This window comes from Halosegnis longus, from assembly GCF_009663395.1.
Lineage (GTDB): Archaea > Halobacteriota > Halobacteria > Halobacteriales > Haloarculaceae > Halosegnis > Halosegnis longus.
Genome location: NZ_QKNW01000001.1, coordinates 2,179,532 through 2,201,932 on the forward strand (window position 1 = coordinate 2,179,532; position 22,401 = coordinate 2,201,932).

A 22,401-nucleotide genomic window follows, 5' to 3' on the forward strand; every position below is an offset into this window, starting at 1 on the left:
TTTTGAAGTATGGTTAGTTTCGACCCAGAGACGCTGCTAGGTGAGGCGACCCTCACCGACCGCGACCACGACACGATGTCGGTGGAGGCTCCCTTCACCGGCGGGGAGTTCGCCACGCTGCCGCTCGGCGACGAACGCGACGTTGCACACGCCTTCGAGCGCGCCCGCGAGGCCCAACCGGAGTGGGAGGCTCGCGACCCCGACGAACGCGCCGAGATGCTGTTGGAGTATCACGACCTGCTGTTCGAGCACTCCGAGCCGCTGCTCGATTTGGTGGTCGAGGAGTCCGGAAAGGCCCGCCGACACGGCTTCGAGGAACTCATCGACACGGCGATGGCCTCTCGGCACTACGCCCACCGCACCGAGTCGTATCTCGCTGATGAGTCACGCAAATCGCCGATGCCGGGACTCGTCGACGTGGAGGTGAACTACCGCGCGAAGGGCGTCGTCGGCGTCATCTCGCCGTGGAACTACCCCTTGACGCTCGCCGTCTCGGATGCCGTCGCCGCGCTGCTCGCCGGCAACGCCGTCGTCCTCAAGCCCGCCGAACAGACCGCCTACACCGCGCTCGCGGCCGTCGCCCTCCTGCGTGAGGCCGGCGTTCCCGAGGACGTGATGCAGGTCGTCCCGGGCACCGGGCCGGACGTCGGCGAACCGCTCGTCGAGGAGAGCGACTACCTCTGTTTCACCGGCTCCTCGAAAACGGGGAGTCTCGTCGCCGCGAAGGCGGGCGAACAGCTCATCGACTGCTCGCTCGAGCTCGGCGGCAAGAACCCGGCCGTCGTGATGCCCGACGCCGATATCGACGCCGCAGTGAACGGGCTCGTCCGCGGTGCGTTCACCAACGCCGGGCAACTGTGTATCGCCATCGAACGGCTCTACGTCCACGAGTCGGTGCGCGAGGAGTTCACCCGGAAGTTCGTCGCCGCGACGGAGGCGCTCGACATCCGGGCGAGCGACGACTGGAACGTCGAGATGGGGTCGCTGCTCTCGCAGGCGCAGTTGGAGAAGGTGTCCAGCCACGTCGAGGACGCCCGCGACGCGGGCGCGACGGTCCTGACGGGCGGCGAGATGCTCCCCGACGTTGGCCCGTACGCCTACGCGCCGACGGTTCTGACCGACGTGTCCGGCGAGGCCGACCTCGCGCGACAGGAGACGTTCGGTCCCGTCGTCTCCATCTACGGCTTCGAGGACACCGACGCGGTCATCGAGCGAGCGAACGACTCCACCTACGGACTCAACGCCTCGGTCTGGACGGCAGACACCGAGCGGGGCCGCGACATCGCCCGCCGCATCGACTGCGGGACGGCGAACGTGAACGAGGCTTATGCGCCCTCCTTCATCGCGCACGACGCCCCGATGGGCGGGATGAAGGATTCGGGCGTGGGGCGTCGACACGGCAAGGAGGGGTTCTACCGGTTCACCGAGCCACAGACGCTCGCCACCCAGGAGCGGGGCGAAATCGACTCCCCGCCGGGCGTCCCGTACAAGTGGTACGCCGCCGGGATGAAGCGCATCTTCACGCTGTTGCGCGACGTGCCGGGCTTCCGTTAGGCCCGACACACTGCGAGCATGTGCGCCGAGTGGTCCACGACGCTCCGGGCTTCACGCAGGCTCGCGAGCGTCTCTCGAATCGCCGACTTGTGACTCGCCGTCAGCGCGTCCTGTTCGTCGCGCCGCTGTGAGAACGGCCCCTCCAGCGCCGCCAGCGTCTCGACGGTGAACTCGCGTTCGAGCAGCGTCTCGAACTCGTCGACCCGGAACAGATGCATCGGCTGGACCGACAGCTCCTGTCCGTACCGCTCCACGAGCTCGCGGTCGTAATCGCCGGTCGCCACGAGGTCTGGGAGCAGTTCGGTCTCGTCGGGCTCCGTCTTCCCGGCGTGGCGCAACATCCGCGTCACGCTCGCCAACAGCCCCATCACCGAGACGAAGACCGGTGCGCCGGACCGGGTCACTCGGCGTAGCTCCTCGACCGCAGTCTCGCGTTCCGTCTCGTCGAGGACGTGCGAGAGCGCACCGCCGAGACACAGCGTCGCGTCGAACTGCCCGTCGAGGCCGAGCGCGCGCACGTCACCCTGCTGTGTCGTGACGCTGTCCGCGACGCCGTGTTCGCGCGCCTTCTCGCGGGCAATTCTGACCTGTCGCTCGCTCACGTCGACGAGGGTCACGTCGTAGCCGCGTGCTGCGAGCCAGACGGCGTAGCGACCACCGCCGCCACCCACATCGAGGACGCGTCCTGAGTCGGGGAGCTGTTCCGTCAGGTACTCCGTCGTCACCTCGAACTCCAGTCGGTGGTGGAAGTCGCGGTCGAGCCGCTCCCACTCGCGCTCGCCGTACTCGTCGTAGAAGGCGGCGATGTCGTCGTCGCGCATACACGATACCACTGGGTTCGGGAGTGTCAACGCTCTGGTCGCGCAGTCGCGACTGCTTTGTCGCGGGCGGTCGAACCGCGGCCATGGGCGGCACCTACACGCTCCTCATCCAACTGGCGGCGCCGACCGATATCGAGGTCGGTGCGCTCGGCACCCACCGGTTCGAGGCCGGCTGGTACGGCTACACCGGGTCGGCGCTCGGTGCCGGCGGATTCTCGCGAATCGACCGCCACGCCGAGGTCGCGACCGGGGAGCGCGACACCCGTCACTGGCACATCGACTACCTGCTCGGCCATCCCGACGCGACGCTCGCCGCCGACGTGCGAACCGAGGCGGACGTGGAGTGTGCTGTCGCGCGAGCGCTCCCGGCCGGACCGGTGGCGGGGTTCGGCGCATCCGACTGTGATTGTCCGAGTCACCTCGCGTACGCGCCCGACCGCGAGACGCTCGAACGCGCCGTCGAGTCGGCACACGAGCAGGTGCGTTAACGCCGACCCCGGGCAGTGAGGTAGATTCCGCCGATAACGACGGCCCCGCCCGCGAGCGTGAGCGCGCCGGGCACCTCCCCGAGGATGACGAGCGCGAGCAGCGTCGAGCCGACCGGCTCGCCGACGAAGGAGACGCTGACGACCGAGCTCTCGACGTGCGCCAGCGCCCAGTTAACCACGGTGTGACCGAGCAGTCCCGGCCCGATTGCCATCCCGACGAAGAGCAGCCACTCGCGAGGCGGGTACGAGACGATGGGGTCGCCGAGCGCGAGCGAGTACGCGAGCAGGCCGCCCGCACAGACGACGTAGACGACAGTGACGTAGGGAACGAGGTCGACGCGCTGGCGCACCGACCGCCCGGCGAGGACGTACAGGCCCGCGAGCACCGCACCGGAGAGCGCGAGGAGATTCCCGAGGACGGGTTCGGGAGCAGTCGTCCCGCCGAGCAGGCCGTCGAGGCTCATGACGGCTGAGCCCGCGAGCGCGACCCCGATGCCGGCGAGCGACCGGCGCGACAGCGACTCGCCGAACAGGAAGTACGCCCCGACGGCGACGAACGCCGGCTGTGTCGTGACGAGCGTGACGCTCGCGGCGACGGTCGTCTTGTCGACGGACTCGAACCACGTCGCGAAGTGGGCCGCGAGCGCGAGCCCCGCGAGGAGTGCAGACAGCAGGTCGCGGCGGTCGAACTTCTGAAACTCCGCCCGCGACCGGAGCGCCAGCGGCGCGAGCAGCAGCCACGTCAGCGTGACGCGCCAGAACGCCATCGGCCCGCTCGGGGCGTCGGAGAACCGAATCAGGATTGCGCTCGTGGAGACGGCGACGATGGCGACGGCCAGCGCGGCCATCGGCGGCGTCCGTCGTTCGAGCGCGGCGAGCAGTCCCACACCTTCGCTCGTCGGGGCCGGTAGTTACCTGTTTCTCTCGCGCTGCTTCACCGACTCACTCGAAGTGCGCCTTCGTCGTGCGGTGACGGTGATAGAACATCGGCTCGAAGCCCAGCCCCCCGAACGGCTCGGCGACCGTCCCGAGCGGGCCACCGGGGAGTCGGTAGACGACGCGGTCGTCGACGAGCGTCTCGCCGGCCTCGTTCTCGAAGAAGCGGTGGGTGTGTTCCCACTCCGGGAATGGGCCATCCTCCATCACGTCCCGGAAGTAGGCGCGCCCGTTGTCGAGGTCGGCCTCGCGCTCGGTGATGACGGAGGTCCACGACTGGCGCGGGCCGATGTCGAAGGGACGCAGCGACATCTCGATGCGAGCGCCCTCCTCCAGAATCTCGGGGTCAGTCTCCCCGTCAGGACCGGTGACGGTTCCGACTTCGAGGTTCGCGACGGCGGGCGTGAGTTCGGTCAGGCCGGCGACACGCGAGTGGAAGTCCCAGACCTCATCGAGCGGTGCATCGACCCACGTGGCGCGGTGGTACGTCGGCATAGGTGGACAAGGGGCGGCGCGGGGAAAACAGTCGCGGCGGCTACTTCAGTCGCTCCTGCAGGAAGGAGGGGTGTGCTTCCTCGACGCCGTCGACCGTGAGAATGTCCTCGGAGATGACGGAGCCGACGGCGTTGCCGTCCGTGCCCCGGACCTCGGCCATCAGGGTGTGGTCGCCGGAGGAAGCGTACAGCGCCTCGACGGAGTCGAGCGCGGCGAGTTCGCGGGAGGCCTCGACGTACTGCTCGCTTGCGACCTCGATGCCGACGAGCGCGATAGACCGGGAGGCGAGCTTCTTCGGGTCGATATCGGCGGAGTAGCCGACGATGACACCGTCCGATTCCAGCTTGTCGACGTACTTGCGAACCGTCGGCTTGGAGACACCCGCTTGGTCCGCAATCTCGGCGTAGGAGGCCTGGGCGTCCTCCTCTAACACCGAGAGGATACGTTCCTCGGTGGTGTCGGTACTCATACCATGTCATTTCACGCGCCGAGAAAAGTATCTTCCGTATGGGAAACTCTGGCGACGAAACCGTGAAACCGTCCCCGGGAGTAGCGTGGGTATGACTCTGACGAAGCGCATCATCCCCTGTATCGACGTGGACTTAGACGAGGACGGCAACGCAGCCGTCTACACCGGCGTCAACTTCGAGGACCTCGAGTACACCGGCGACCCCGTGGAGATGGCAAAGAAGTACAACGAGGCCGGCGCGGACGAGTTCGTCTTCCTCGACATCACGGCCAGCGCGGAGGGGCGCGAGACGATGCTCGACACCGTCTCCGCCGTGGCGGACGAGGTGTTCATCCCCCTGACCGTCGGCGGCGGCATCCGAACGAAGGAGGACATCAAGGAGACGCTCCGTGCCGGCGCGGACAAGGTCTCTATCAACTCCGGAGCAATCGCCGAGCCGTCGCTCGTGAACGACGGAGCCCGCGCCTTCGGCTCGCAGTGTATCGTCATCTCAGTCGACGCCCGCCGCCGCTTCGACGAGCAGGGAGAACACTACGTCGAGGTGGACGGCGAGTCCTGCTGGTTCGAGTGCACCGTCAAGGGGGGCCGCGAGGGGACCGACCTCGACGTGGTGGAGTGGGCAAACGAGGTCGAGTCCCGCGGCGCGGGGGAGCTGTTCGTCAACAGCATCGACGCCGACGGGACGAAGGACGGCTACGACATCCCGCTGACGAAGGCCGTCTGTGACAGCGTCTCGACGCCCGTCATCGCCTCCTCCGGCTGTGGCGGTCCCGAAGACATGTACGAGGTGTTCACCGACGCCGGAGCCGATGCCGGGCTCGCGGCCTCCATCTTCCACTTCGACGAGTTCGGTATCGGCGAGGTGAAGCGGTATCTAGACGAGAAGGGCGTTCCTGTTCGGCTGTAGCTCCGCGACTACTTTCATTCCGGTTGTGCGAAACTGAACACGCTCTACGTCTCGGGCGACTGAGCGGTGCTGGCCGGCAAATCAACCGACTGCGCGACCACTTTCACTTCGGTCTCTGCGGTGGCGGAGCGGTCGCTGTCGAACACAGAGAAGCGAGAAGCCGAGAGATTACGCGGCGGCGTCGTAGGCGTCGGTGAAGGAGTCGGACTTCTGTTTGACACTCGTGGTCGCTGCTTCGAGGGCGTCCAGCGGTGCGGTGCCGGATTCCGTCTCGATGTTGAGAATCGGGTCCGTCTGGCCACCGGACTGCTCGGGGTTCATGTCGTAGGTCGCGGTGGCGACGCCGTCTGTCTCCAGCAGCGCGCTCTTGAGGACGTTCATGAAGGTGTGGTCCTCGCCGGCGATTTCGATGGCGAGTTCGGTTTCTTCGTTCTCGATGACGCGCAGGTCCATACCGAGTAGAGGGGGAGGCGGTCGGAAGTACGTTTCGGAGTAGCGGGACCGAACAGCGTGAGGTCCCGAGAACGCCGAGCGGGAGGAACGGAGTGACGACACGCGAGGAGATGGCACGAGCGGAGCGAGTGCCAGGCACGTGAGCGGGAGGAGCGACGCGACGACACGCGAGAAGATGGCACGAGCATAGCGAGTGCCAGGCACGTGAGCGGGAGGAGCGACGCGACGACACGCGAGAAGATGGCACGAGCATAGCGAGTGCCAGAGATGTGAGCGGGAACGGAGTGACGCGACGACACGCGAACGACGAGACCGAACAGCGTTTCGTCTCGCGGCCGTCTCGCAAACGCCCCGAAACACGCACCGAGTTTACGCCAGTAGCCAAACGTCGGCGAAACGCTAACATCGCTAAACTGTGGCGGTGGAGTTAAGACGAATCGCCCGCCAGATGCGCCCGTATGAACGTGGATGACATCTCTCAGGTGACGGTACTTGGGGCAGGGAACATGGGTCACGGTATCACGGAGGTCGTCGCTATCGCCGGCTACGACGTGGTGATGCGTGACATCGAACAGGACCTCGTCGACGACGGCTACGAGTCCATCAAGTGGTCACTCGAGAAGCTCTCGGAGAAGGGAATCGTCTCGGAGGACCCCGAGACGGTGCTCGACCGCGTCGACACCGAAGTCGACCTCGAAACCGCCGTCTCGGACGCGGACCTCGTCATCGAGGCCGCGCCCGAGCAGATGGAAATCAAGAAGGACATCTTCTCGGACCTCGACGAGTTCACGCCCAAAGACGCGATTCTCGCGTCGAACACGTCCTCGCTCTCGATTACGGAAATCGCGACCGCAACCTCGCGACCAGAACAGGTCGTCGGGATGCACTTCTTCAATCCGCCCGTGAAGATGGACCTCGTCGAGGTCATCTACGGCGGGGAGACGACCGACGAGACCGCGGAGGCGACCTACGAGTTCGTCGAGTCCATCGACAAGACGCCGATTTACGTCCGCAAAGATGTGAACGGCTTCGTCGTCAACAGCGTGCTCGGCCCGTTCAGCGACGAGGCCGCCTGGATGGTCAGCGAGGGCGTCGCCGATATCGAGGAGGTCGACGCCGCGATGGTCCACCGCCGCGGCTACCCGATGGGTCCGTTCGAACTCAGCGACCTGACGGGGATCGACATCGGCTATCACGTCCGGAAGGAGGCCGGCCGCGACATCCCGCCGATCGTCCAGGAGAAGGTCGACGCCGAGGACCTCGGTCAGAAGACCGGGCAGGGCTACTACGACTACGAGGACGGCGACGGAACGACCTACGAGGCCGGACAGGGCGAGGACGTCGACACCCTCCGCATCGAGGCGCGCATCATCAACGAGGCCGCGCGACTCATCGGCAACGACGTGGCGACCGCCGACGCAATCGACACCGGAATGCGACTCGGTGCCGGCTTCCCCGAAGGACCGTGCCGTCGCGGCGACAAAATCGGGCTCGACGCCGTGCTGGAAAAGCTCGAAACACTCCACGAAGAGTACGACCACGAGCGCTACGAGCCATCCGAACACCTGCGCAGCCTCGTCGAATCCGGCAAGACCGGTGAGGAGGCCGGCGAAGGGTTCTACGACTACGGCGGCGACGGCGGCGAGCGCCACTACTCCACCATCGAGTACGAACTCTCGGAGGACGGCCTGCTCGAGGTCACGCTCGACCGACCCGAGCGCATGAACGCGCTCAACGACGACCTCATGGACGAGGTCGTCCACCTGCTCGACAACTCCGACCTCGACGAGGTCCGGGCGGTCACCTTCGAGGGTGCGGGCGACCGCGCCTTCTCCGCCGGTGCGGACATCACCGGCTTCGCCGGCCGCGAGCCGTACGAGGCGGCCATCACGGAGTTCTTCGAGGTCGTCGCGGAGTATCCGCGCCCGACGCTCGCGAAAATCGACGGCTTCTGTCTCGGCGGCGGCCACGAACTCGCGCTGGCGTGTGACCTCCGCATCGCGACGGAAGGCTCCGAGTTCGGCTTCCCGGAGATCAACCTCGGACTGCTGCCGGGCGGCGGCGGCACCCAGCGCGCCATGCGGATGCTGTCGGACGCTCGCGCGAAGGAACTCGTCTTCCGCGGCGAGCACATCTCCGCCGAGCGCGCACAGAACTGGGGACTCATCAACCGCGCCGTCCCCGAATCCGAGTTCGAGGAGACCATCGAGGAGTTCCTCGACGACCTCGTGTACGGCGCGCCGATTGCGCTCCAGAAGGCGAAACGCGTGATGAACGTCGGCCGCGACCAGGACCTCGAAGCCGGGCTCGAACTGGAGTCGCAGGCGTTCGGCCACCTCCTCGCGACGGACGACATGCAGGAGGGTGCCGCGGCGTTCATGGAAGACCGCGAGCCGGAGTTCGAGGGGAAGTAGGATGTCGACCGAGGGGTACGAGCCGCTGGCCGCACAGCTGTCCGACCACGGTCTGCTGTCGTGGCTCGACCTCTCGGCGGTCGACATCGAACACGGCCGCGTCGTGTTCGAGCTCCCCTTCGACGAGAAGTTCGCCAACATCGCCTCCGGCAGCGTCCACGGCGGCGTGACGGCGACCATCATCGACACCGCGTCCGGGTTCGCGCTCCGGACGACGTTCGAGAATCCGACCGACGTGGCGCTGACGACGACCGACCTCAACACCCGCTACGTCCGGCCGGCGACCGACGACGTGCGCGTCGAGGCCGAGGTCGTCCGCGCCGGCAGTTCGATGGGCGTCACCGAGTGTGAGGTGACCTCCGTCCACGAGGGCGAACGCAAGGTCGTCGCGACGGGCGGGACGACCTACCGGCTGTTCCGCGACGCCAACTGACGGCGACACGCTCGGCCGTTGCGGTGGGTTCTTTTCCCCCGGGACCGGCTCCTCTGTGTGACCCTCGCTACGGACCTGTTTCTTCTCCTGGTCGGTGCCGGTGCGCTGTGGTACGGCGCCGAGCGGTTCGTCGAGGGGGCCGTCGGCCTCGCCCGCCGAGCTAACGTCCCCGAACTCGTCGTCGGGGTCGTGGTCGTCGGCATCGGTACGTCGATGCCGGAAGTCGTTGCCTCGGCGGGCGCAGCGCTCGGTGGGCGCACCGACCTCGCGGTCGGGAACGCCGTCGGCTCGAACCTGGTCAACCTCGGGGTCGTGCTCGGAGCCGTCGCGTTCGTGACCCCGCTGCGCGCGCGGCGACCCCTCCGTCGGCGTGACGCGCCGGCGATGCTCGTTGCGACCCTCGCCGTGTTGGTCGCACTCCTCGACCTCCGGTTGACCCAGATGGAAGGGGTACTTCTGCTCGCCGGGCTAGCCGCGTATCTCGGCGCACTCCTGTTCGTGAACCGCGAGGGGGAACGAGAACGACGACGCAACCGCCCACAAGCGGACGCCGACGCGACAGCCGCCGGTGTGCTCCCGCCGGCCGGTGCAGCCGTCGCGACGGTCGGCGGGCTTGCACTCGTCGTGGTCGGCGCGGACGTGCTCGTGGAGGCGGCCGTGGAGGTCGCGCTCGCGGTCGGCGTCTCGGAGTGGGTGGTCGGCGAGACGGTCGTCGCGCTCGGAACGTCCAGCCCGGAGCTGGCGGCGGCACTCGCGGCGGCCCGCGCCGGCTATCCCGAACTCGCCGCCGGTAACGTCGTCGGCTCCTGTATCTTCAACGCCTTCGGCGTCGTCGGGCTGGTTGCGGTGCTCGCACCCAGTCCGGTGACGAGTGCGGCGACGGCGACGACGCTGTGGCTCGTCGGACTGACGGCACTCGTCACGGTACTGCTGTTCACGGGTCGGAAACTGACGCGGGCAGAAGGCGTGGTCGCGACGGCGGTGAATCTGGTTCGGTGGGCGCTGGATATCCTCTGATTACTGATAGGCGAGCGTCATGACCCACTGCGTGAACTTGTCGGAGTTGGCGTCGATTTCGTCGTCGCCGACGAACGGCGAGAGCATGTCACCGGCCATCAGCAGGGAGAAGTCGAGGTCCTCCGGGTCGACAATCGGCTCGACGAAGTACGTCGTGTGTCCGTTGTGGACGCTCTCTTCCCGCTCGATGTGGCCCTTCTCTTCGAGCGACTCGATGAGTCGGCTCCCCTTCCGGGAGTCGATGTCCATCTCCTTCCAGAACTCGCTTTGGTGGATGCCTCCCTCGCGGGCGATGAGTTCGAACGCCGTCTCCTCCTCGTCGGTGAGCGACTCGGCCATACCACATCGACGACGGTCGGACTGTTAAACCCTGCCGTCTGGCCCGTATCGCTGGAAGGGCGTCTCACACGGCGGCCCGTCGGCGTACCGCCACGTCGCCGTCTCGCCGACTTCGACCAGCGTCGCAGACTTGGTTCCGAACTCCTCGCCGTGGATGCAGACGCCGTACTCGTGGTCGCCGAGTATCTCGCCCGCCTGGTCGAGCCACGCGGTCGCCGTTGCTGTCTCGCTCTCGACCAGCGCATCGAGCACAGCCTCGTCGTTCGCGGCCTGCTCGCGGCCCCGATTCGGCCCTTCGGCGGGAACGAAGAACGACCGGGTGCGCTGTGGCTCGCCCGCGTCGTCGGGACTCGCTCGAACGCCACACCAGCCGGCGTTGCCGACGACGTACGTCCCGGGCGCGAGTCGGGTCTCCGAGTCCGTCGCGTCGTGCTCGAACAACAGTGCGCGCTCGCGGTCGGCGACGAGCAGGTGGAACGGCTCGTAGGCCCGGGCGTCGAGTTCGCGCCGGACGAGGGTGCCGGCGGCTTCGGCGCTCGATTCCGCGAGCGCGTCGCGGACGAGCAGGCCCCGCGACCGGTCGCCGTCGGTCACGTCCCGGCTCCAGCGGTTCGTAATCGCGACGAGTACGCCGTCGTCGTTCGTTCCGGTCCACGTGCCGCCGGCCTGGTCGTCGCGGGGAGCGAAGATATCGGGGTCCTCCCACCGGTGTGGCGGGCTGGAGGGGCGCGCGTACAGTTCGTCGCGGTTGGCAGCCACGGCAAGCGGCGCGTCGAACTGCCGGTACGCGACGGTGAGAGTGCACATACGCCGAGTACGCGAGCCGGCATAAAAAGTGGCGAGTTACCGGGTCCCGTCGGCGTCTTCCAGCAGGAGGTTCGCGGCGGCGCGGTCGACGGTCCCCGACGCGGTTCGGGGGAGCGTGTCGACGAGCTGCCACTGGCGGGGAATCTTGAAGCCGGCGAGCCGGTCGCGCGCGAACGCCTCGACCGACTCGGTGGTGTCGGGACCGACCAACAGCGCGGCGACCCGCTGGCCGAACCGGTCGTCCGGAACCCCGGCGACGAAGGCATCCTCCACGTCGGGGTGGTCGCGGAGCACGTCCACCACCTCGCCGGGGTCGACGTTCTCGCCGCCCGTGATGATGCGGTCGGTCAGGCGATTGAGCACCCACAGCTTCCCCGACTCGTCGCGGTAGCCGGCGTCGCCGGTGTGGAAGCCGTGCGGGCCGAACGCCTCCCTGGTCGCCTCCGGGTTGTCGTAGTAGCCCGGGGTGACGGTCGCGCCGCTGACGACGATTTCACCCGATTCACCGGGTTCGACTGGTACGTCGTCGGTGTCGACGACGGTCACCTGCGTGAACATCAGGGGTGAGCCGACGGTGCCGAGCGCCTCCCGCGTCTGTGCTGGGCTCGCGGTCGCAATCTGTGAGCTCGTCTCCGTCATCCCGTAGCTGGGGTACAGCGACACGCCGGCCTCGCGGGCCGTCTCGACGAGCGAATCGGGGGTCGGTGCGCCGCCCACGAGGACGAATCGCAGCGACGTCAACACGTCCTCGTCGTCCGTCTCCAGTAGCTCGCGACACATCGTCGGGACCAGCGAGGTCGTCGTCGCGTCCACGCGGTCCAGCTCCGCGAGCGACGCTTCTGGGTCGAAGCTCCCCGGCGAGACGGCGACGCTCGTCCCGTAGAGCACGCTCCGGTACACCGGGGCCAACCCGCCCATGTGGTACATCGGAAGGGTGCAGTACCAGCAGTCGTCGGGGAGCACGCCGAGCCGCCACGACGACGCGGCCGCGCTCGCCGCGAGATTCCCCATCGTGAGCTCGACGAGCTTCGGTCCGCCGGTCGTTCCGGAGGTGGCGAGCAGCGCCGCGGTGCAGTCGCGCGTCCACGACCCGAGCTCGAACGACTCCGGGTCGATGGTCGAGAGGCTTCGCGCCCCCTCGCTCGGCGGGTCGACGGTTGCGAGCGGGCCGTCGAACGCTTCGGTCGCCGTCGCCTCCGTCTCGGCCGTACAGACGAGGGTGTCAACGTCGGCCGCGTCGAGCGCACCGTCGAGCTCCCGGGCCGTCAGCCGGGCGTTCAGCGGGACGAGAACGGCCCCGAGTCGGTTGGCGGCGTGGACGAGCCTGACGAACTCCGGGCGCGTCTCCGCGAGCACGCCGAGGTGGTCGTCGACGCCGACGCCGAAGGCAGCCAACTGCCCGGCGAGGTGTTCGACCTCGTCGTCGAACTCACCGTAGCTGGTCGATTCGCCCGAAGCCGCGTCGACAAGGGCCGTGCTGGCCGGCGTCGCGTGCGCTCGAATCGCCAGCCAGTCACGCATAATCTGCCGGTAACACGGCCGGGGTATTTCCATCTTTCTGTGGCACCGCGGCCACCCCTCCGGTGACGGGTGCCGGGTCGGGCATCTCGCCCGTCGCGAGCAGCGACCCGGTCGCGAGCCCGCAGGCCGACACCGCGGGTATCGCGGCCGCGACGTGGACCGCCGCCGCGCGCGCAATCGGACCGTCGATGGTCGTCGTCACGACCGGCTCGATACCCGCCCCGCGGGCCAGCCCCGCGAGCTCGAGGGCGATATCCGGCCCGCCGAGCGCCATCGGCTTCAGGACGAGATGGGTTATCTCGCTGTCGAGCACGGCGTCGATGCCGTGTTCGTAGAGTCCTTCGTCGAGCGCGATGCCGACGCCCGTATTCGGGAGCGCGGCGAATCCCCCCAAGTCGCTCGCCGGAAGCGGTTGCTCGACGTACGACACGTCGAACGTCGCCAGCGTTTCGAACGCGCGAGTCGCCGTGTCCCGAGTCCAGCCGCCGTTCGCGTCGAGTCGAATCTCGATGTCGGGGGCGACCTCGCGGGCCGCCGCGACGCGCTCGACATCCGCCGCGAGCGGTCGGTTCGCGGCCTTGAGTTTCACGCAGGTGTACCCTTCCCTCACGGCGTCGGCGACGCGCTCGCGGGTCGGTTCGGGCGGGGCGTCCCCGACGGTCGCGTTCACGGGGACCGTCTCGACTCGCTCGTCGCGGCCGAGGTGACGGTAGAGGGGAACACCGTCCTCGCGCGCGTCGGCGTCGAGCAGCGCGAGCGCGACCCCGTGGCGAGCCGCCGGCGGGAGCGTATCGAGGTCGGCCGGCACCGCGTCGGCGAGTGCGTCTCGGCACTCGTCGTAGCTCTCGGTCCACCCCGGCAGGGGACAGGCCTCCCCGACGCCACGACACCCGTCGTCCTCGTCGAGCGTGACGAGAAACCCCTCGCGTCTCGCGATGTCGCCGGCGGCGGTCGCGAGCGGTTCGTGCAAGTCGAGCGCGAACGACTGAATATTCATACGGCAAGCCCCACGGCGAAGAGGAGGCTGTGTGCGAATAGGAGTTTGCCGGTGGTTTCGAGCGCCGGATTCAGCGCCTCGCCGCCCGTTTCCGTGAGGACCGTCCGCGCGAGTCGGGCAGCGAGTGGGAGCGTCACCAGGGGTGCGAGGGTCGCGATGCCGTAGCCCGTCGCGGCGAAGACGACCGGAACGACGTACGCCATCCCGAGCATGAGGAGAAACTCGATTCGCGAACCGGTGTAGCCGAGCGTGACGGCGAGCGTCCGTTTCCCCGCCTTCGCGTCGGTCTCGCGGTCGCGGATGTTGTTCACGATGAGGATACACGTCGACAGGCCCGCTGCTGGAAGTGCGGCGACGACCGCCGCGAGCGGGACGAGGTCGGCCGGGGCGGTGAACGCCGGAACGCCGGCGACTGCGACGGCGGCCGCCTGCACGTAGTAGGTGCCGGTGACGGCGACGAGACCGAAGTAGACGAAGACGAACAAGTCGCCCAGGCCGCGGTAGCCGTACGGGGCCGGACCGCCGGTGTAGGCGATGCCGGACGCGACGGAGGTGAGTCCGACGACGACGATTGCCGGGCCGCCGACCCAGACGAGATACGTGCCGAGCAGGATGGCGAGCGCGAACGTCGCGTACATCGCCCGCTTGACCGCTGCGGGTTCGATGAGGCCGCCCGCGGTGACGCGGGTGAACCCCTCGCGCTCCTCGGTGTCGGCCCCCTGGACGGCGTCGTAGTAGTCGTTCGCGAAGTTGGTCCCGATTTGGAGGAGGAGCGCGCCGACGAGTGCGGCGATGGCCGGCAGCGGGGCGAAGACGCCGCGCTGGAGTGCGACGCCGACGCCGACGACGACCGGTGCGGCCCCGGCCGGGAGCGTCTGTGGCCGTGCGGCCATCAGCCACGCGCGTCGCGTCGTGATGTCGGCGTCGCTCATTACCCCTCGGTAGCAGGGGACCCGACTAAGCGACTGCGATTGGCGAACTGGTGTACCTGTGGTGGCGTCATTGAAGAGTTCGGCTCCGATACCGCGGACTTGTTTGGCGTCAGCTTCAGCCTCGCGACTACTCTCGTTGCTTGGCTCCGGGGAAACAGCACCGCGCCAACCCTTCCCCGGACCGCACACGCGCCACGGGCGCGGTGCGGTAGGCCACCGCCACGGTTGCCTGTGCGGATGGCGTGGGCCGGCGCGCCTCGTGCGCGCCCGTCGTCGCGAGGTCGTCGCGAGGGCACCAAGCGACGGCTTGTCAGAGCGTGCTCTGACAGTGGACGAGCGAACGCAGTGAGCGAGTCGGCTGGGGAGGCGTGTGGACTGTTGTTGTGGATGGACTGAAAGGGGTCCTGAAGTCTGCCATGGCAGACTTCAGGGTCAGCAAGACGCGCAGCGTCTTGCTTAGACGGGCGTGTCGCGCGCGTTTGGTCGGGTCCGTGACAACTATCGGGAGCGAGCGAACGCGAGCGACTGATATGTCACGGGGAGACCGCGACACGCCCGGGGCTTTCGTCCCGTGCTTGTTGATGCAATTTCAGTCAGCAAGCAATGCAACCGAGTATTTCAGGCCATTTACGACGTCAAAACAGCCGAGGTATCCAAGACTAAGACAAACAGAAACGGGTCAGTAGTAGTAGGGGAACTCCGAGAAATCCGGCTCGCGATTCTGGTTGAACGCGTCTCGACCCTCCTGTGCTTCGTCGGTCATGTACCCCAACCGCGTCGCCTCGCCGGCGAAGACCTGCTGCCCGACGAGTCCGTCGGTGTCCATGTTGAACGCGTACTTGAGCATGCGCATGGCGTTGGGCGACTTCGAGAGCATCTCCTCGGCCCACTCCAGTGCGCGCTCCTCGAGTTCGGCCTGCGGGACGACCTCGTTCACCATCCCCATGTCGGCGGCCTCCTCCGCGGAGTAGGTCTTCCCGAGGAAGAACACCTCGCGCGCCTTCTTCTGGCCGATTTGGTGGGCGAGATACGCGCTGCCGAAGCCGGCGTCGTAGCTCCCGACGTCCGGGTCCGTCTGGAGGAACTTCGCCTCGGTTCCGGCGAGCGTCATGTCACAGACGACGTGCAGGGAGTGGCCGCCGCCGACCGCCCACCCCGGCACGACCGCGACGACGGGCTTTGGCATGTGGCGAATCTGGCGCTGGACTTCGAGGATGTGGAGTCGCGGGCCGGGCGTGTCGTCGTCGAGGTCGTCGTCTTCATATTCGTAGCCGGCCTCGCCGCGAATCCGCTGGTCGCCGCCCGAACAGAACGCCCAGCCGCCGTCCTTCGGGGAGGGGCCGTTGCCGGTGATGAAGACACAGCCCACGTCGGTCTGGCGCTTGGCGTGGTCGAGCGCAGTCGAGAGTTCGTCCACCGTCTCCGGGCGGAAGGCGTTGCGGACCTCCGGGCGGTCGAAGGCGATGCGGAGCGCGCCCACCTCGGTCGCGCGGTGATACGTCAAATCACGAAAATCGAACCCCTCGACCGGCTCCCAGCTGTCGGCGTCGAATAGCTCTGAGACCATACCCCGCCAACGGGGGCCACGGCAAAAATCCGGCCGATTACAGCAGGTCCTCCTCGACGCGCGACTGGACCTGCTCGCGCACCCTGTGGCTCGCGTCCGAGTCGAACCGCACTTCGATGACCTGCGTGCCCGACTGGTCGAGACTCGCTGCGTACGCCTCGCGAAAGCCCTCGCGCGTGCTCGCGCGAGCAAACGACAGCGAGTGCAGGTCGGCGGTCGCCGAGAAGTCGAGTCCGTGTGGCGTTCGGAAATACCCCTCGAAGGTGTCGTGGGCCTCGATGGGGAGCAGATGGAAGATGCCGCCGCCGTCGTTGTTGATGAGGACGATGGTCGCGTCCAGCCCGAACCGGTCGAGCGCGAGCAAGCCGTTGGTGTCGTGGTAGTAGGCCAGGTCCCCCGTGACGAGCACGAGGGGGTCGTCGCTCGCGCTCTTCGCCCCGAGCGCCGTCGAGGTGATCCCGTCGATGCCCGAGACGCCACGATTGCCGAGCGTGGTCACCTCGCGCGCACTCGGCCGGGCGAACCGGTCCATGTCCCGAACGGGCATGGAGTTGGAGACGAAGACGGTGCTCGGGTCCGGCGCGCGGGCGAGGGCGTCGGCCACGACCTGCCCCTCGAAGAAGCGGTCCTCGTCGGCGACGAGGGGCCAGTACGCACGCTCCAGCGCGGCGAGTCGGTCTGCGTACGGCGTCTCGTCGGGCGCGGTGAGTCGGTCGGCGAGCGAGCGCGCCAGCCGAGTCGGCTCCGCGACGAGGGCCTCCGTCGCCGCGAACTCGGCCTCGCGCCAGCCGCCGGCCGGGTCGACGAGATACTGCCGGAGCGACGGGTCTGCCGTCGCGAGTGCGGCCAGCCGCTTCCGGAGCGGCTTCGAGGTCGGCGACGCGCCGAATCTGAGCACGAGGTCGGGCGCGCGCTCGTCGGTCAAGCCGTCGGCCCACGCGTCGTAGCCGCCGAGTATCGTCACGCCGTCCTGCTCGGTGTGGGGGCCGAATCGCAGTCCCGACAGCGGGTCCGCGAGCACGGGAAAGCCGGCCGTGCGAGCCAGCGCGGCGAGGGCACCGCGATCGGGCGTCGGCTCGTCGGACGGACCACAGACGATGAGGCCCCGCTCTGCCGACTCGATGGCCGACACGAGGTCGGCGTGGTCGCCCGCCGCGAGCGTCGGCGTCCCCTGCGTGGTCTGGACGAACGGGCCGTCCCGACCCTCCGCCGCGAGCGGGTGCGCGTCGAGCCACGCCTCGGACACGTCGTCGGTCTCGACGGTCGGCTCCAGCGGCTTCCGGAACGGGACGTTCAGGTGGACGGGACCGGGGTTCGTCGCCGTCGTCGTGGCGACACCGCGGGAAATCGCAGTTCGGAGCGCCCGGAGCTTCCGGTCGTGGACCTCCGGTTCGGGGAGGGTGCGCTGGTGGCGCAGCGAGTCGCCGTAGAGGTTCGACTGCGAGACGGTCTGGTTCGCGCCCGAGTCGTCGAGTTCGGGCGGTCGGTCGGCAGTGAGCAGGAGCATCGGCACGCGAGCGCGGCCGGCCTCCATCACGGCCGGGTGGTAGTTCGCGAGCGCCGTCCCCGAGGTGCAGACGAGCGGCGTCGGCTTGCCCGTCTGTTTGGCGCGTCCGAGCGCGAAGAAGGCCGCCGAGCGCTCGTCCAGCTGCGAGTACGTCTCGATGTCCGGGTGGTGGGCGAAGGCGACCGTCAGCGGCGTCGAGCGCGACCCCGGCGAGAGCACCGCCGCGTCGACGCCCGCCTTCGCGAGTTCGTCGACGATGATTTCGCCCCACAGCGTGTTGACGTTTGGTGGCGTCATTCGAGTTCGTCGAGCATCGGCCGGTACTTGAGCTGCACTTCGTCCCACTCGGCGTCGGGGTCGGAGTCCTCCACGATGCCGACGCCGGCAAACAGGGTGGCCGTGTCGCCGGCGGTCACGGCAGAGCGAATCGCCACGGCGAAGCTGCCGTGGCCGGCGGCGTCGAACCAGCCGACCGGCGCGGCGTACCAGCCGCGGTCGAACGACTCGGTGTCGCGAATCGTGGCCAGCGCGCGGTCCGGGGGGAGGCCCCCGACGGCCGGCGTCGGATGGAGCGCCTCCACCAGCGTCAGGACGTGTTCGTCGTCGGACAGCGTCGCCGTAATCGGCGTTTCGAGGTGTTGGACCGTGGCGAGTCGGCGCACGTCGCGCTCGCCGGTCGAGATGGTAGCCGCGAACGGGGCCAGCTGGTCGCGAATCGCGTCCACGACGATGTCGTGCTCGTGGACGTTCTTCTCGTCGCGGCGAAGCTCGTCCGCCAGCCACTCGTCCTCGGCGGGGGTGTCGCCGCGCCCGGTCGTCCCCGCGAGTGCCCCCGTCGCGAGCGTTCGCCCGCGGAGGGTGGCGAGTCGTTCGGGCGTCGCGCCGATGAACGCCGGCGTCGGCTCCGTGTCCCCGGTCGGCTCGAACAGGAATCGGTAACAATCGGGGTAGGTGTCGGCGAGTCGGGCGGTCACCTCGTGGGCGGCGAGCGGGCCGTCCAGCCGCGCCCGGAGGGCCATCGCGAGGACGACCTTCCGGAGTTCGCCGGCGGCGATGCGGTCGGTCGCGTCCGTCACCGACGCCCGCCACGCCTCCTTCGTCGTCGTGCGCTCGCGCTCGACGACGCTGGACGCGCGCATCGTCTCTGGAGTCGGGAGATTCGACAGGTTCGTCGCCGTGTCGTCGAGTTCGTCGGTGACGACCTCGGCGGTGGCGTCCGGGCCGACGCCGTTCACCGTCAGCCACGCCGCGTCGTCGGTGTAGGTGACCTGCCGGCGCGGGAGGACGAACTGCGCGCTCGGAAACGCCCCCCACGGCTCCTCGGTCGTGTCGTGTTCGTCGTGGAAGGCGAAGCCGCCGAACAGCCGCGGACGGGCGGCCTCGGTGCCGGCGTGGACGTCCCCCTCGGCGAACAGGCGGTCGGCGGCCGCCCGCACGTCACCGAACCGGTCCTCGCCGCCGGCAGTGAGCGTCGCCGCGGCTCCCGACCCGATGACGGTCTCTTCGCCGTCGCCGCTCCAGAACACGCGCGGAGTCGCGGCGTCGGCCAGCGCGGCCCGTGCAGGGGGCGCGGAGATCTCGCGCGCACGGGAGACGACCCGCATCTCGTCGCCGAGCGATTTCATTACCCCACGGTAGGGGTGCCACTGGCTTATGTATCCCGTTCGGGTACCCCGTCTCAGGCGTACCGTTCCTCGTTCCAGGGGTTCGCCGTGTTGGAGTAGCCCCGCTTTTCCCAGTAGCCGCGTTCCGGCTCGGTCAGGAACTCGATTCCGGTGAGCCACTTGGCCCCTTTGTACGCGTAGCGGTGCGGGACGACGACCCGGACGGGTCCCCCGTGGTCGGCGGGGAGGCGCTCGCCGTCGTGTTCCCACGTCACGAGCAGCTCGCGGCGGTCGCACACGTCGAGCGGGAGATTCGTCGTGTAGCCGTCCGCGGCGTGGAACATGACGTGGACCGCCTCGTCTGTCACGCCGGCCGCCTCCGTGATGGTCGGGAACGTGACGCCCGTGAACTCGTTGTCGAGTCGCGACCACCCCGTCACGCAGTGGAAATCCTGTCGCTGGGTCTCGGTGTCGAGTTCCCGCAGCGCATCGAAGTCGAGTTCGAGCCGTTCGTCGACGGCTCCCCACACGTCGAGCGTCCACTCGCTCAGGTCGACGGACGGTGTACCGGACTTCGACAGGACGGGAAACCGCGTCGTCTCGCGTTGTCCCGGCGGGACGCGCTCGCCGTCGAACTCTTCGTGGAGGGAGGTGGCGTCGTACATACGCTCGAATACGGCTCAGTCGACGTTAGCCTGCCGCTCTCCTCGCTTGCGAACGGACAAGAAATTTGTCGGTATCGGTAGCCCAAATTCGTCTCTCGTTAAATTATCCAGTACTGTTAAATGCCCCAGCATCAAATTTTGATGCAACATGGTGAAAGCCGACATCACGGTGCCGGAGCATCTCGAGATGCAACTCACGCAGCTCGTCGAGCAGGGCGAGTTCGAGAGCCGGGAGGAGGCCATCGAAGACGTGCTCTCTGCGGGGATTCGCGCCTACAAGACCTCGGGACCGATGGAGGACGAAGAGCCGAGCTACGAGGAAGACGGGATGATGGGCCACGACGACGAGTACGTCTTCTAATCGTGTAACTGGGTTCCACACAAGGTTTATCGGCGTTTCTACGGAACTACGCGCATGCACAAAGAGGAACTGCTCGAGCTCCACGGCCACATGGTCGAGATCATGCAGACGTTCCGCGAGATGGACGCCGTCGAGACGAACGCCTTCGACGCCTACGACGAACTCGACGTGGAGCCGGGCGACGTACACAAATCGAAAAGCGAGCACAAACACGCCGTCTTCGTCCTCGGAAACGCGCTCGCAGACGTGATGAGCGACGACGAGTTCTCCGACGCCGGCCGCATCGGCAAGCGCATGGAGGAGCTCGCGAAAGACGCACAAAACAAGCTGTAGCCTCGTTAGCACTCTCGGCTGCGTGTCACGCCATCTCGTGGCAAGAATCATTACGGTCCCCCACGAGATACGGATATGCCCGGAGGTCACACCCAGACACTGCGGCCGTTCCTGTGGCGCGCGAGCAAACTGTACCCGGACACCGAAATCGTCTCTCGCGACCACGACGGCATCAGCCGGACGACGTACAGCGAGTACGCCGGTCGCACGGCACAGCTTGCGAACGCGCTCGACGACCACGGCATCGAACACGAAGACCGCGTCGCGACCTTCTGTTGGAACACCGAACGCCACTACGAGACGTACTTCGGCGTTCCGTCGATGGGCGCACAGCTGCACACCATCAACCCACTGCTGCCGGACGAACACGTCCGGTACATCGTCGACAACGCCGACGACGAACTCATCTTCGTCGACCCGTCGCTCGCGGAGAAGCTCGCGGGCGCAGCCGAGGGAGCCGAGGAGTTCGACGGCGTCGACTTCGTCGTGATGGGCGACGAGGAGGTAGATGTGCTCGACGCGCCGGACTACGAGTCGTTCCTCGACGGCCACGACACGGAGTACGACTGGCCCGACCTCCCCAGCGACCAGCCCGCCGGCATGTGTTACACCTCCGGCACGACGGGGAAGCCGAAGGGCGTCGAGTACACCCAGTCGATGCTGTGGAGCCACACGATGACGACGCTCACCCCGCAGGGGATTCCGATGGAGGACGACGACGTGGTGATGCCGGTCGTCCCGATGTTCCACGTCAACGCGTGGGGGATGCCCTTCACCGCGACCGCGGCGGGCTCGAAACACGTCTACCCCGGTCCCTCGCCCGACCCGGAGGACATCGCGATGCTCATCGAGGAGGAGGGGGTCACCGTCACCGCCGGCGTCCCGACGGTGTGGCTCGGCCTGATGGAGTACTGTGAGGACAACGAGGTCGACCTCACCTCTCTGGACCGCATCATCGTCGGCGGCTCCGCCGCACCGCGGTCGATGATTCGGTGGTTCGACAACCGCGGCGTCGAGGTGCTCCACGCGTGGGGCATGACGGAGATGTCGCCCATCGGGAGCGTCTCGATGCTCAAGTCCGACCTCGAGGACGCCGACTACGAGACCCAACTCGACAAGCGGGGCAAGCAGGGTATCATGGTCCCCGGTATCGAGTTCAAGGTCATCGACGAGAACGACGAGGAGATCGCCTGGGACGGCGAGGAGTTCGGCGAACTCCACGTCCGCGGGCCGACGATTACGAAGGAGTACTTCAAGCGTCCCGAGGCGAACGAGGAGGACTTCGAGGACGGGTGGCTCAAGACCGGCGACGTGGTGAGCGTCGACCCGGACGGCTACATCCAGATCGTCGACCGCGCGAAGGACGTCATCAAATCCGGCGGCGAGTGGATTTCCTCGGTCGAACTGGAGAACGCGATCATGGCCCACGACGACGTGACCGAGGCGACCGTCGTCGGTGTCCCCCACGAGAAGTGGCAGGAGCGACCCGTGGCGTTCGTCGTGCCGGCCGACGGGGCCGACCGCGACACGCTCGAAGAGGGAATTATGGAGCTGTTGCGCGACGAGTACCCGAAGTGGTGGCTCCCGGACGCCGTCGAGTACATCGAGGAGGTACCCAAGACGGCGACGGGGAAGTTCTCGAAGAAGGACCTGCGCGAGCAGTACAGCGGTGACCGCCTGCTCGCGGGCAACACGCCCGACGAGGCGGCCCCCGGCCAGGACGACTGACGCGTAAACGCACGAGAACTGTTTACACGTTTCAGGAGGTATTTACTGCCGGA

At 67.7% G+C, this 22,401-nt stretch carries 23 protein-coding genes; 9 read left to right on the top strand and 14 right to left on the bottom strand.

All coding sequences use genetic code 11. From position 1 onward, the window contains the following. Nucleotides 1-9: 9 nt before the first annotated feature. Nucleotides 10-1,554 carry a succinic semialdehyde dehydrogenase gene (locus DM818_RS11815; RefSeq protein WP_123124132.1) on the top strand — a complete coding sequence of 515 codons (1,545 nt, stop codon included), beginning with the start codon at nucleotides 10-12 and terminating at the stop codon, nucleotides 1,552-1,554. Here the strand turns inward: DM818_RS11815 and DM818_RS11820 are convergent. After that, nucleotides 1,551-2,375: a class I SAM-dependent methyltransferase gene (locus DM818_RS11820; protein ID WP_123124131.1), complete on the bottom strand. Its 825-nt coding sequence runs from the start codon at nucleotides 2,373-2,375 to the stop codon at nucleotides 1,551-1,553. The genes DM818_RS11815 and DM818_RS11820 overlap by 4 nt on opposite strands. A gap of 83 nt (nucleotides 2,376-2,458) precedes the next feature. Here DM818_RS11820 and DM818_RS11825 point away from each other — a divergent pair, with 83 nt between their 5' ends. Continuing rightward, a complete protein-coding gene (locus tag DM818_RS11825) occupies nucleotides 2,459-2,863 on the top strand; it encodes a GIY-YIG nuclease family protein (protein ID WP_123124130.1) in 405 nt (134 codons plus the stop codon). Here the strand turns inward: DM818_RS11825 and DM818_RS11830 are convergent. The 3 genes from DM818_RS11830 to DM818_RS11840 form a co-directional block, all read right to left on the bottom strand. Further along, nucleotides 2,860-3,711 carry a DMT family transporter gene (locus DM818_RS11830; RefSeq protein WP_123124609.1) on the bottom strand — a complete coding sequence of 284 codons (852 nt, stop codon included), beginning with the start codon at nucleotides 3,709-3,711 and terminating at the stop codon, nucleotides 2,860-2,862. The genes DM818_RS11825 and DM818_RS11830 overlap by 4 nt on opposite strands. A 94-nt stretch (nucleotides 3,712-3,805) precedes the next feature. Further along, nucleotides 3,806-4,294, bottom strand: coding sequence for an SRPBCC family protein (locus tag DM818_RS11835; protein ID WP_123124129.1), 489 nt, complete (start codon nucleotides 4,292-4,294; stop codon nucleotides 3,806-3,808). Nucleotides 4,295-4,334: 40 nt separating this feature from the next. Next, on the bottom strand, nucleotides 4,335-4,763 hold the full coding sequence (locus tag DM818_RS11840) for an Lrp/AsnC family transcriptional regulator (RefSeq protein ID WP_123124128.1): 429 nt from the start codon (nucleotides 4,761-4,763) through the stop codon (nucleotides 4,335-4,337). A gap of 91 nt (nucleotides 4,764-4,854) precedes the next feature. On the opposite strand from DM818_RS11840, the gene hisF reads away from it, so the two are divergent. Then, complete coding sequence (gene hisF / locus DM818_RS11845; RefSeq protein ID WP_123124127.1) at nucleotides 4,855-5,670, top strand: imidazole glycerol phosphate synthase subunit HisF; 816 nt, start codon at nucleotides 4,855-4,857, stop codon at nucleotides 5,668-5,670. 168 nt (nucleotides 5,671-5,838) lie between these two features. Here hisF and DM818_RS11850 read toward each other — a convergent pair whose 3' ends face one another. Beyond that, nucleotides 5,839-6,123 carry a DNA-directed RNA polymerase subunit L gene (locus DM818_RS11850; protein WP_075936528.1) on the bottom strand — a complete coding sequence of 95 codons (285 nt, stop codon included), beginning with the start codon at nucleotides 6,121-6,123 and terminating at the stop codon, nucleotides 5,839-5,841. Nucleotides 6,124-6,581: 458 nt separating this feature from the next. On the opposite strand from DM818_RS11850, the gene DM818_RS11855 reads away from it, so the two are divergent. From DM818_RS11855 to DM818_RS11865, 3 genes are read left to right on the top strand one after another with little or no spacing between them, the layout of a single operon-like run. After that, nucleotides 6,582-8,537 carry a 3-hydroxyacyl-CoA dehydrogenase/enoyl-CoA hydratase family protein gene (locus DM818_RS11855; RefSeq protein ID WP_123124126.1) on the top strand — a complete coding sequence of 652 codons (1,956 nt, stop codon included), beginning with the start codon at nucleotides 6,582-6,584 and terminating at the stop codon, nucleotides 8,535-8,537. 1 nt (nucleotide 8,538) lies between these two features. After that, on the top strand, nucleotides 8,539-8,970 hold the full coding sequence (locus DM818_RS11860) for a PaaI family thioesterase (RefSeq protein ID WP_123124125.1): 432 nt from the start codon (nucleotides 8,539-8,541) through the stop codon (nucleotides 8,968-8,970). Between the two features lie 57 nt (nucleotides 8,971-9,027). Beyond that, nucleotides 9,028-9,987, top strand: coding sequence for a calcium/sodium antiporter (locus DM818_RS11865; protein WP_075936525.1), 960 nt, complete (start codon nucleotides 9,028-9,030; stop codon nucleotides 9,985-9,987). Here the strand turns inward: DM818_RS11865 and DM818_RS11870 are convergent, their stop codons facing one another. The 9 genes from DM818_RS11870 to DM818_RS11910 all read right to left on the bottom strand — a co-directional run bounded on the left by DM818_RS11870 (nucleotide 9,988) and on the right by DM818_RS11910 (nucleotide 19,926). Beyond that, on the bottom strand, nucleotides 9,988-10,326 hold the full coding sequence (locus DM818_RS11870; protein ID WP_075936524.1) for a helix-turn-helix transcriptional regulator: 339 nt from the start codon (nucleotides 10,324-10,326) through the stop codon (nucleotides 9,988-9,990). Between the two features lie 24 nt (nucleotides 10,327-10,350). Beyond that, entirely contained in the window at nucleotides 10,351-11,133 is a 783-nt protein-coding gene (locus tag DM818_RS11875; protein ID WP_123124124.1) for an NRDE family protein, read from the bottom strand. A 36-nt stretch (nucleotides 11,134-11,169) separates the two neighbouring features. Further along, nucleotides 11,170-12,654 (bottom strand): class I adenylate-forming enzyme family protein, encoded by a 1,485-nt coding sequence (locus DM818_RS11880; protein ID WP_123124123.1) that lies wholly within the window; start codon nucleotides 12,652-12,654, stop codon nucleotides 11,170-11,172. Further along, on the bottom strand, nucleotides 12,647-13,651 hold the full coding sequence (locus DM818_RS11885) for a mandelate racemase/muconate lactonizing enzyme family protein (protein WP_123124122.1): 1,005 nt from the start codon (nucleotides 13,649-13,651) through the stop codon (nucleotides 12,647-12,649). Before DM818_RS11885 ends, DM818_RS11880 begins: the two co-directional genes overlap by 8 nt. Further along, nucleotides 13,648-14,583, bottom strand: coding sequence for a 1,4-dihydroxy-2-naphthoate polyprenyltransferase (locus tag DM818_RS11890; protein WP_123124121.1), 936 nt, complete (start codon nucleotides 14,581-14,583; stop codon nucleotides 13,648-13,650). The genes DM818_RS11885 and DM818_RS11890 overlap by 4 nt, the downstream gene beginning before the upstream one ends. 679 nt (nucleotides 14,584-15,262) lie before the next feature. Beyond that, entirely contained in the window at nucleotides 15,263-16,150 is an 888-nt protein-coding gene (locus tag DM818_RS11895; protein ID WP_123124120.1) for a 1,4-dihydroxy-2-naphthoyl-CoA synthase, read from the bottom strand. 37 nt (nucleotides 16,151-16,187) lie between these two features. Then, complete coding sequence (gene menD / locus DM818_RS11900; protein ID WP_123124119.1) at nucleotides 16,188-17,954, bottom strand: 2-succinyl-5-enolpyruvyl-6-hydroxy-3-cyclohexene-1-carboxylic-acid synthase; 1,767 nt, start codon at nucleotides 17,952-17,954, stop codon at nucleotides 16,188-16,190. Then, nucleotides 17,951-19,282: an isochorismate synthase gene (locus DM818_RS11905; protein WP_075936517.1), complete on the bottom strand. Its 1,332-nt coding sequence runs from the start codon at nucleotides 19,280-19,282 to the stop codon at nucleotides 17,951-17,953. The genes menD and DM818_RS11905 overlap by 4 nt, the downstream gene beginning before the upstream one ends. Before the next feature lie 53 nt (nucleotides 19,283-19,335). Further along, nucleotides 19,336-19,926 carry a sulfite oxidase-like oxidoreductase gene (locus tag DM818_RS11910; RefSeq protein ID WP_075936516.1) on the bottom strand — a complete coding sequence of 197 codons (591 nt, stop codon included), beginning with the start codon at nucleotides 19,924-19,926 and terminating at the stop codon, nucleotides 19,336-19,338. A gap of 148 nt (nucleotides 19,927-20,074) precedes the next feature. Here DM818_RS11910 and DM818_RS11915 point away from each other — a divergent pair, with 148 nt between their 5' ends. From DM818_RS11915 to DM818_RS11925, 3 genes are all read left to right on the top strand, one after another. Continuing rightward, a complete protein-coding gene (locus tag DM818_RS11915; protein WP_075936515.1) occupies nucleotides 20,075-20,287 on the top strand; it encodes a ribbon-helix-helix domain-containing protein in 213 nt (70 codons plus the stop codon). 54 nt (nucleotides 20,288-20,341) lie between these two features. Continuing rightward, nucleotides 20,342-20,620, top strand: coding sequence for a UPF0058 family protein (locus DM818_RS11920; protein ID WP_075936514.1), 279 nt, complete (start codon nucleotides 20,342-20,344; stop codon nucleotides 20,618-20,620). Nucleotides 20,621-20,695: 75 nt separating this feature from the next. Further along, a complete protein-coding gene (locus DM818_RS11925) occupies nucleotides 20,696-22,348 on the top strand; it encodes a long-chain fatty acid--CoA ligase (RefSeq protein ID WP_153952632.1) in 1,653 nt (550 codons plus the stop codon). Nucleotides 22,349-22,401 lie beyond the last annotated feature (53 nt).

Coding starts and splice junctions, on each gene's coding strand:
- DM818_RS11815 (WP_123124132.1), top strand. CDS start 10: ATGGTTAGTTTCGACCCAGAGACGCTGCTAGGTGAGGCGACCCTCACC.
- DM818_RS11820 (WP_123124131.1), bottom strand. CDS start 2,375: ATGCGCGACGACGACATCGCCGCCTTCTACGACGAGTACGGCGAGCGC.
- DM818_RS11825 (WP_123124130.1), top strand. CDS start 2,459: ATGGGCGGCACCTACACGCTCCTCATCCAACTGGCGGCGCCGACCGAT.
- DM818_RS11830 (WP_123124609.1), bottom strand. CDS start 3,711: ATGGCCGCGCTGGCCGTCGCCATCGTCGCCGTCTCCACGAGCGCAATC.
- DM818_RS11835 (WP_123124129.1), bottom strand. CDS start 4,294: ATGCCGACGTACCACCGCGCCACGTGGGTCGATGCACCGCTCGATGAG.
- DM818_RS11840 (WP_123124128.1), bottom strand. CDS start 4,763: ATGAGTACCGACACCACCGAGGAACGTATCCTCTCGGTGTTAGAGGAG.
- hisF (WP_123124127.1), top strand. CDS start 4,855: ATGACTCTGACGAAGCGCATCATCCCCTGTATCGACGTGGACTTAGAC.
- DM818_RS11850 (WP_075936528.1), bottom strand. CDS start 6,123: ATGGACCTGCGCGTCATCGAGAACGAAGAAACCGAACTCGCCATCGAA.
- DM818_RS11855 (WP_123124126.1), top strand. CDS start 6,582: ATGAACGTGGATGACATCTCTCAGGTGACGGTACTTGGGGCAGGGAAC.
- DM818_RS11860 (WP_123124125.1), top strand. CDS start 8,539: ATGTCGACCGAGGGGTACGAGCCGCTGGCCGCACAGCTGTCCGACCAC.
- DM818_RS11870 (WP_075936524.1), bottom strand. CDS start 10,326: ATGGCCGAGTCGCTCACCGACGAGGAGGAGACGGCGTTCGAACTCATC.
- DM818_RS11875 (WP_123124124.1), bottom strand. CDS start 11,133: ATGTGCACTCTCACCGTCGCGTACCGGCAGTTCGACGCGCCGCTTGCC.
- DM818_RS11880 (WP_123124123.1), bottom strand. CDS start 12,654: ATGCGTGACTGGCTGGCGATTCGAGCGCACGCGACGCCGGCCAGCACG.
- DM818_RS11885 (WP_123124122.1), bottom strand. CDS start 13,651: ATGAATATTCAGTCGTTCGCGCTCGACTTGCACGAACCGCTCGCGACC.
- DM818_RS11890 (WP_123124121.1), bottom strand. CDS start 14,583: ATGAGCGACGCCGACATCACGACGCGACGCGCGTGGCTGATGGCCGCA.
- DM818_RS11895 (WP_123124120.1), bottom strand. CDS start 16,150: ATGGTCTCAGAGCTATTCGACGCCGACAGCTGGGAGCCGGTCGAGGGG.
- menD (WP_123124119.1), bottom strand. CDS start 17,954: ATGACGCCACCAAACGTCAACACGCTGTGGGGCGAAATCATCGTCGAC.
- DM818_RS11905 (WP_075936517.1), bottom strand. CDS start 19,282: ATGAAATCGCTCGGCGACGAGATGCGGGTCGTCTCCCGTGCGCGCGAG.
- DM818_RS11910 (WP_075936516.1), bottom strand. CDS start 19,926: ATGTACGACGCCACCTCCCTCCACGAAGAGTTCGACGGCGAGCGCGTC.
- DM818_RS11915 (WP_075936515.1), top strand. CDS start 20,075: ATGGTGAAAGCCGACATCACGGTGCCGGAGCATCTCGAGATGCAACTC.
- DM818_RS11920 (WP_075936514.1), top strand. CDS start 20,342: ATGCACAAAGAGGAACTGCTCGAGCTCCACGGCCACATGGTCGAGATC.
- DM818_RS11925 (WP_153952632.1), top strand. CDS start 20,696: ATGCCCGGAGGTCACACCCAGACACTGCGGCCGTTCCTGTGGCGCGCG.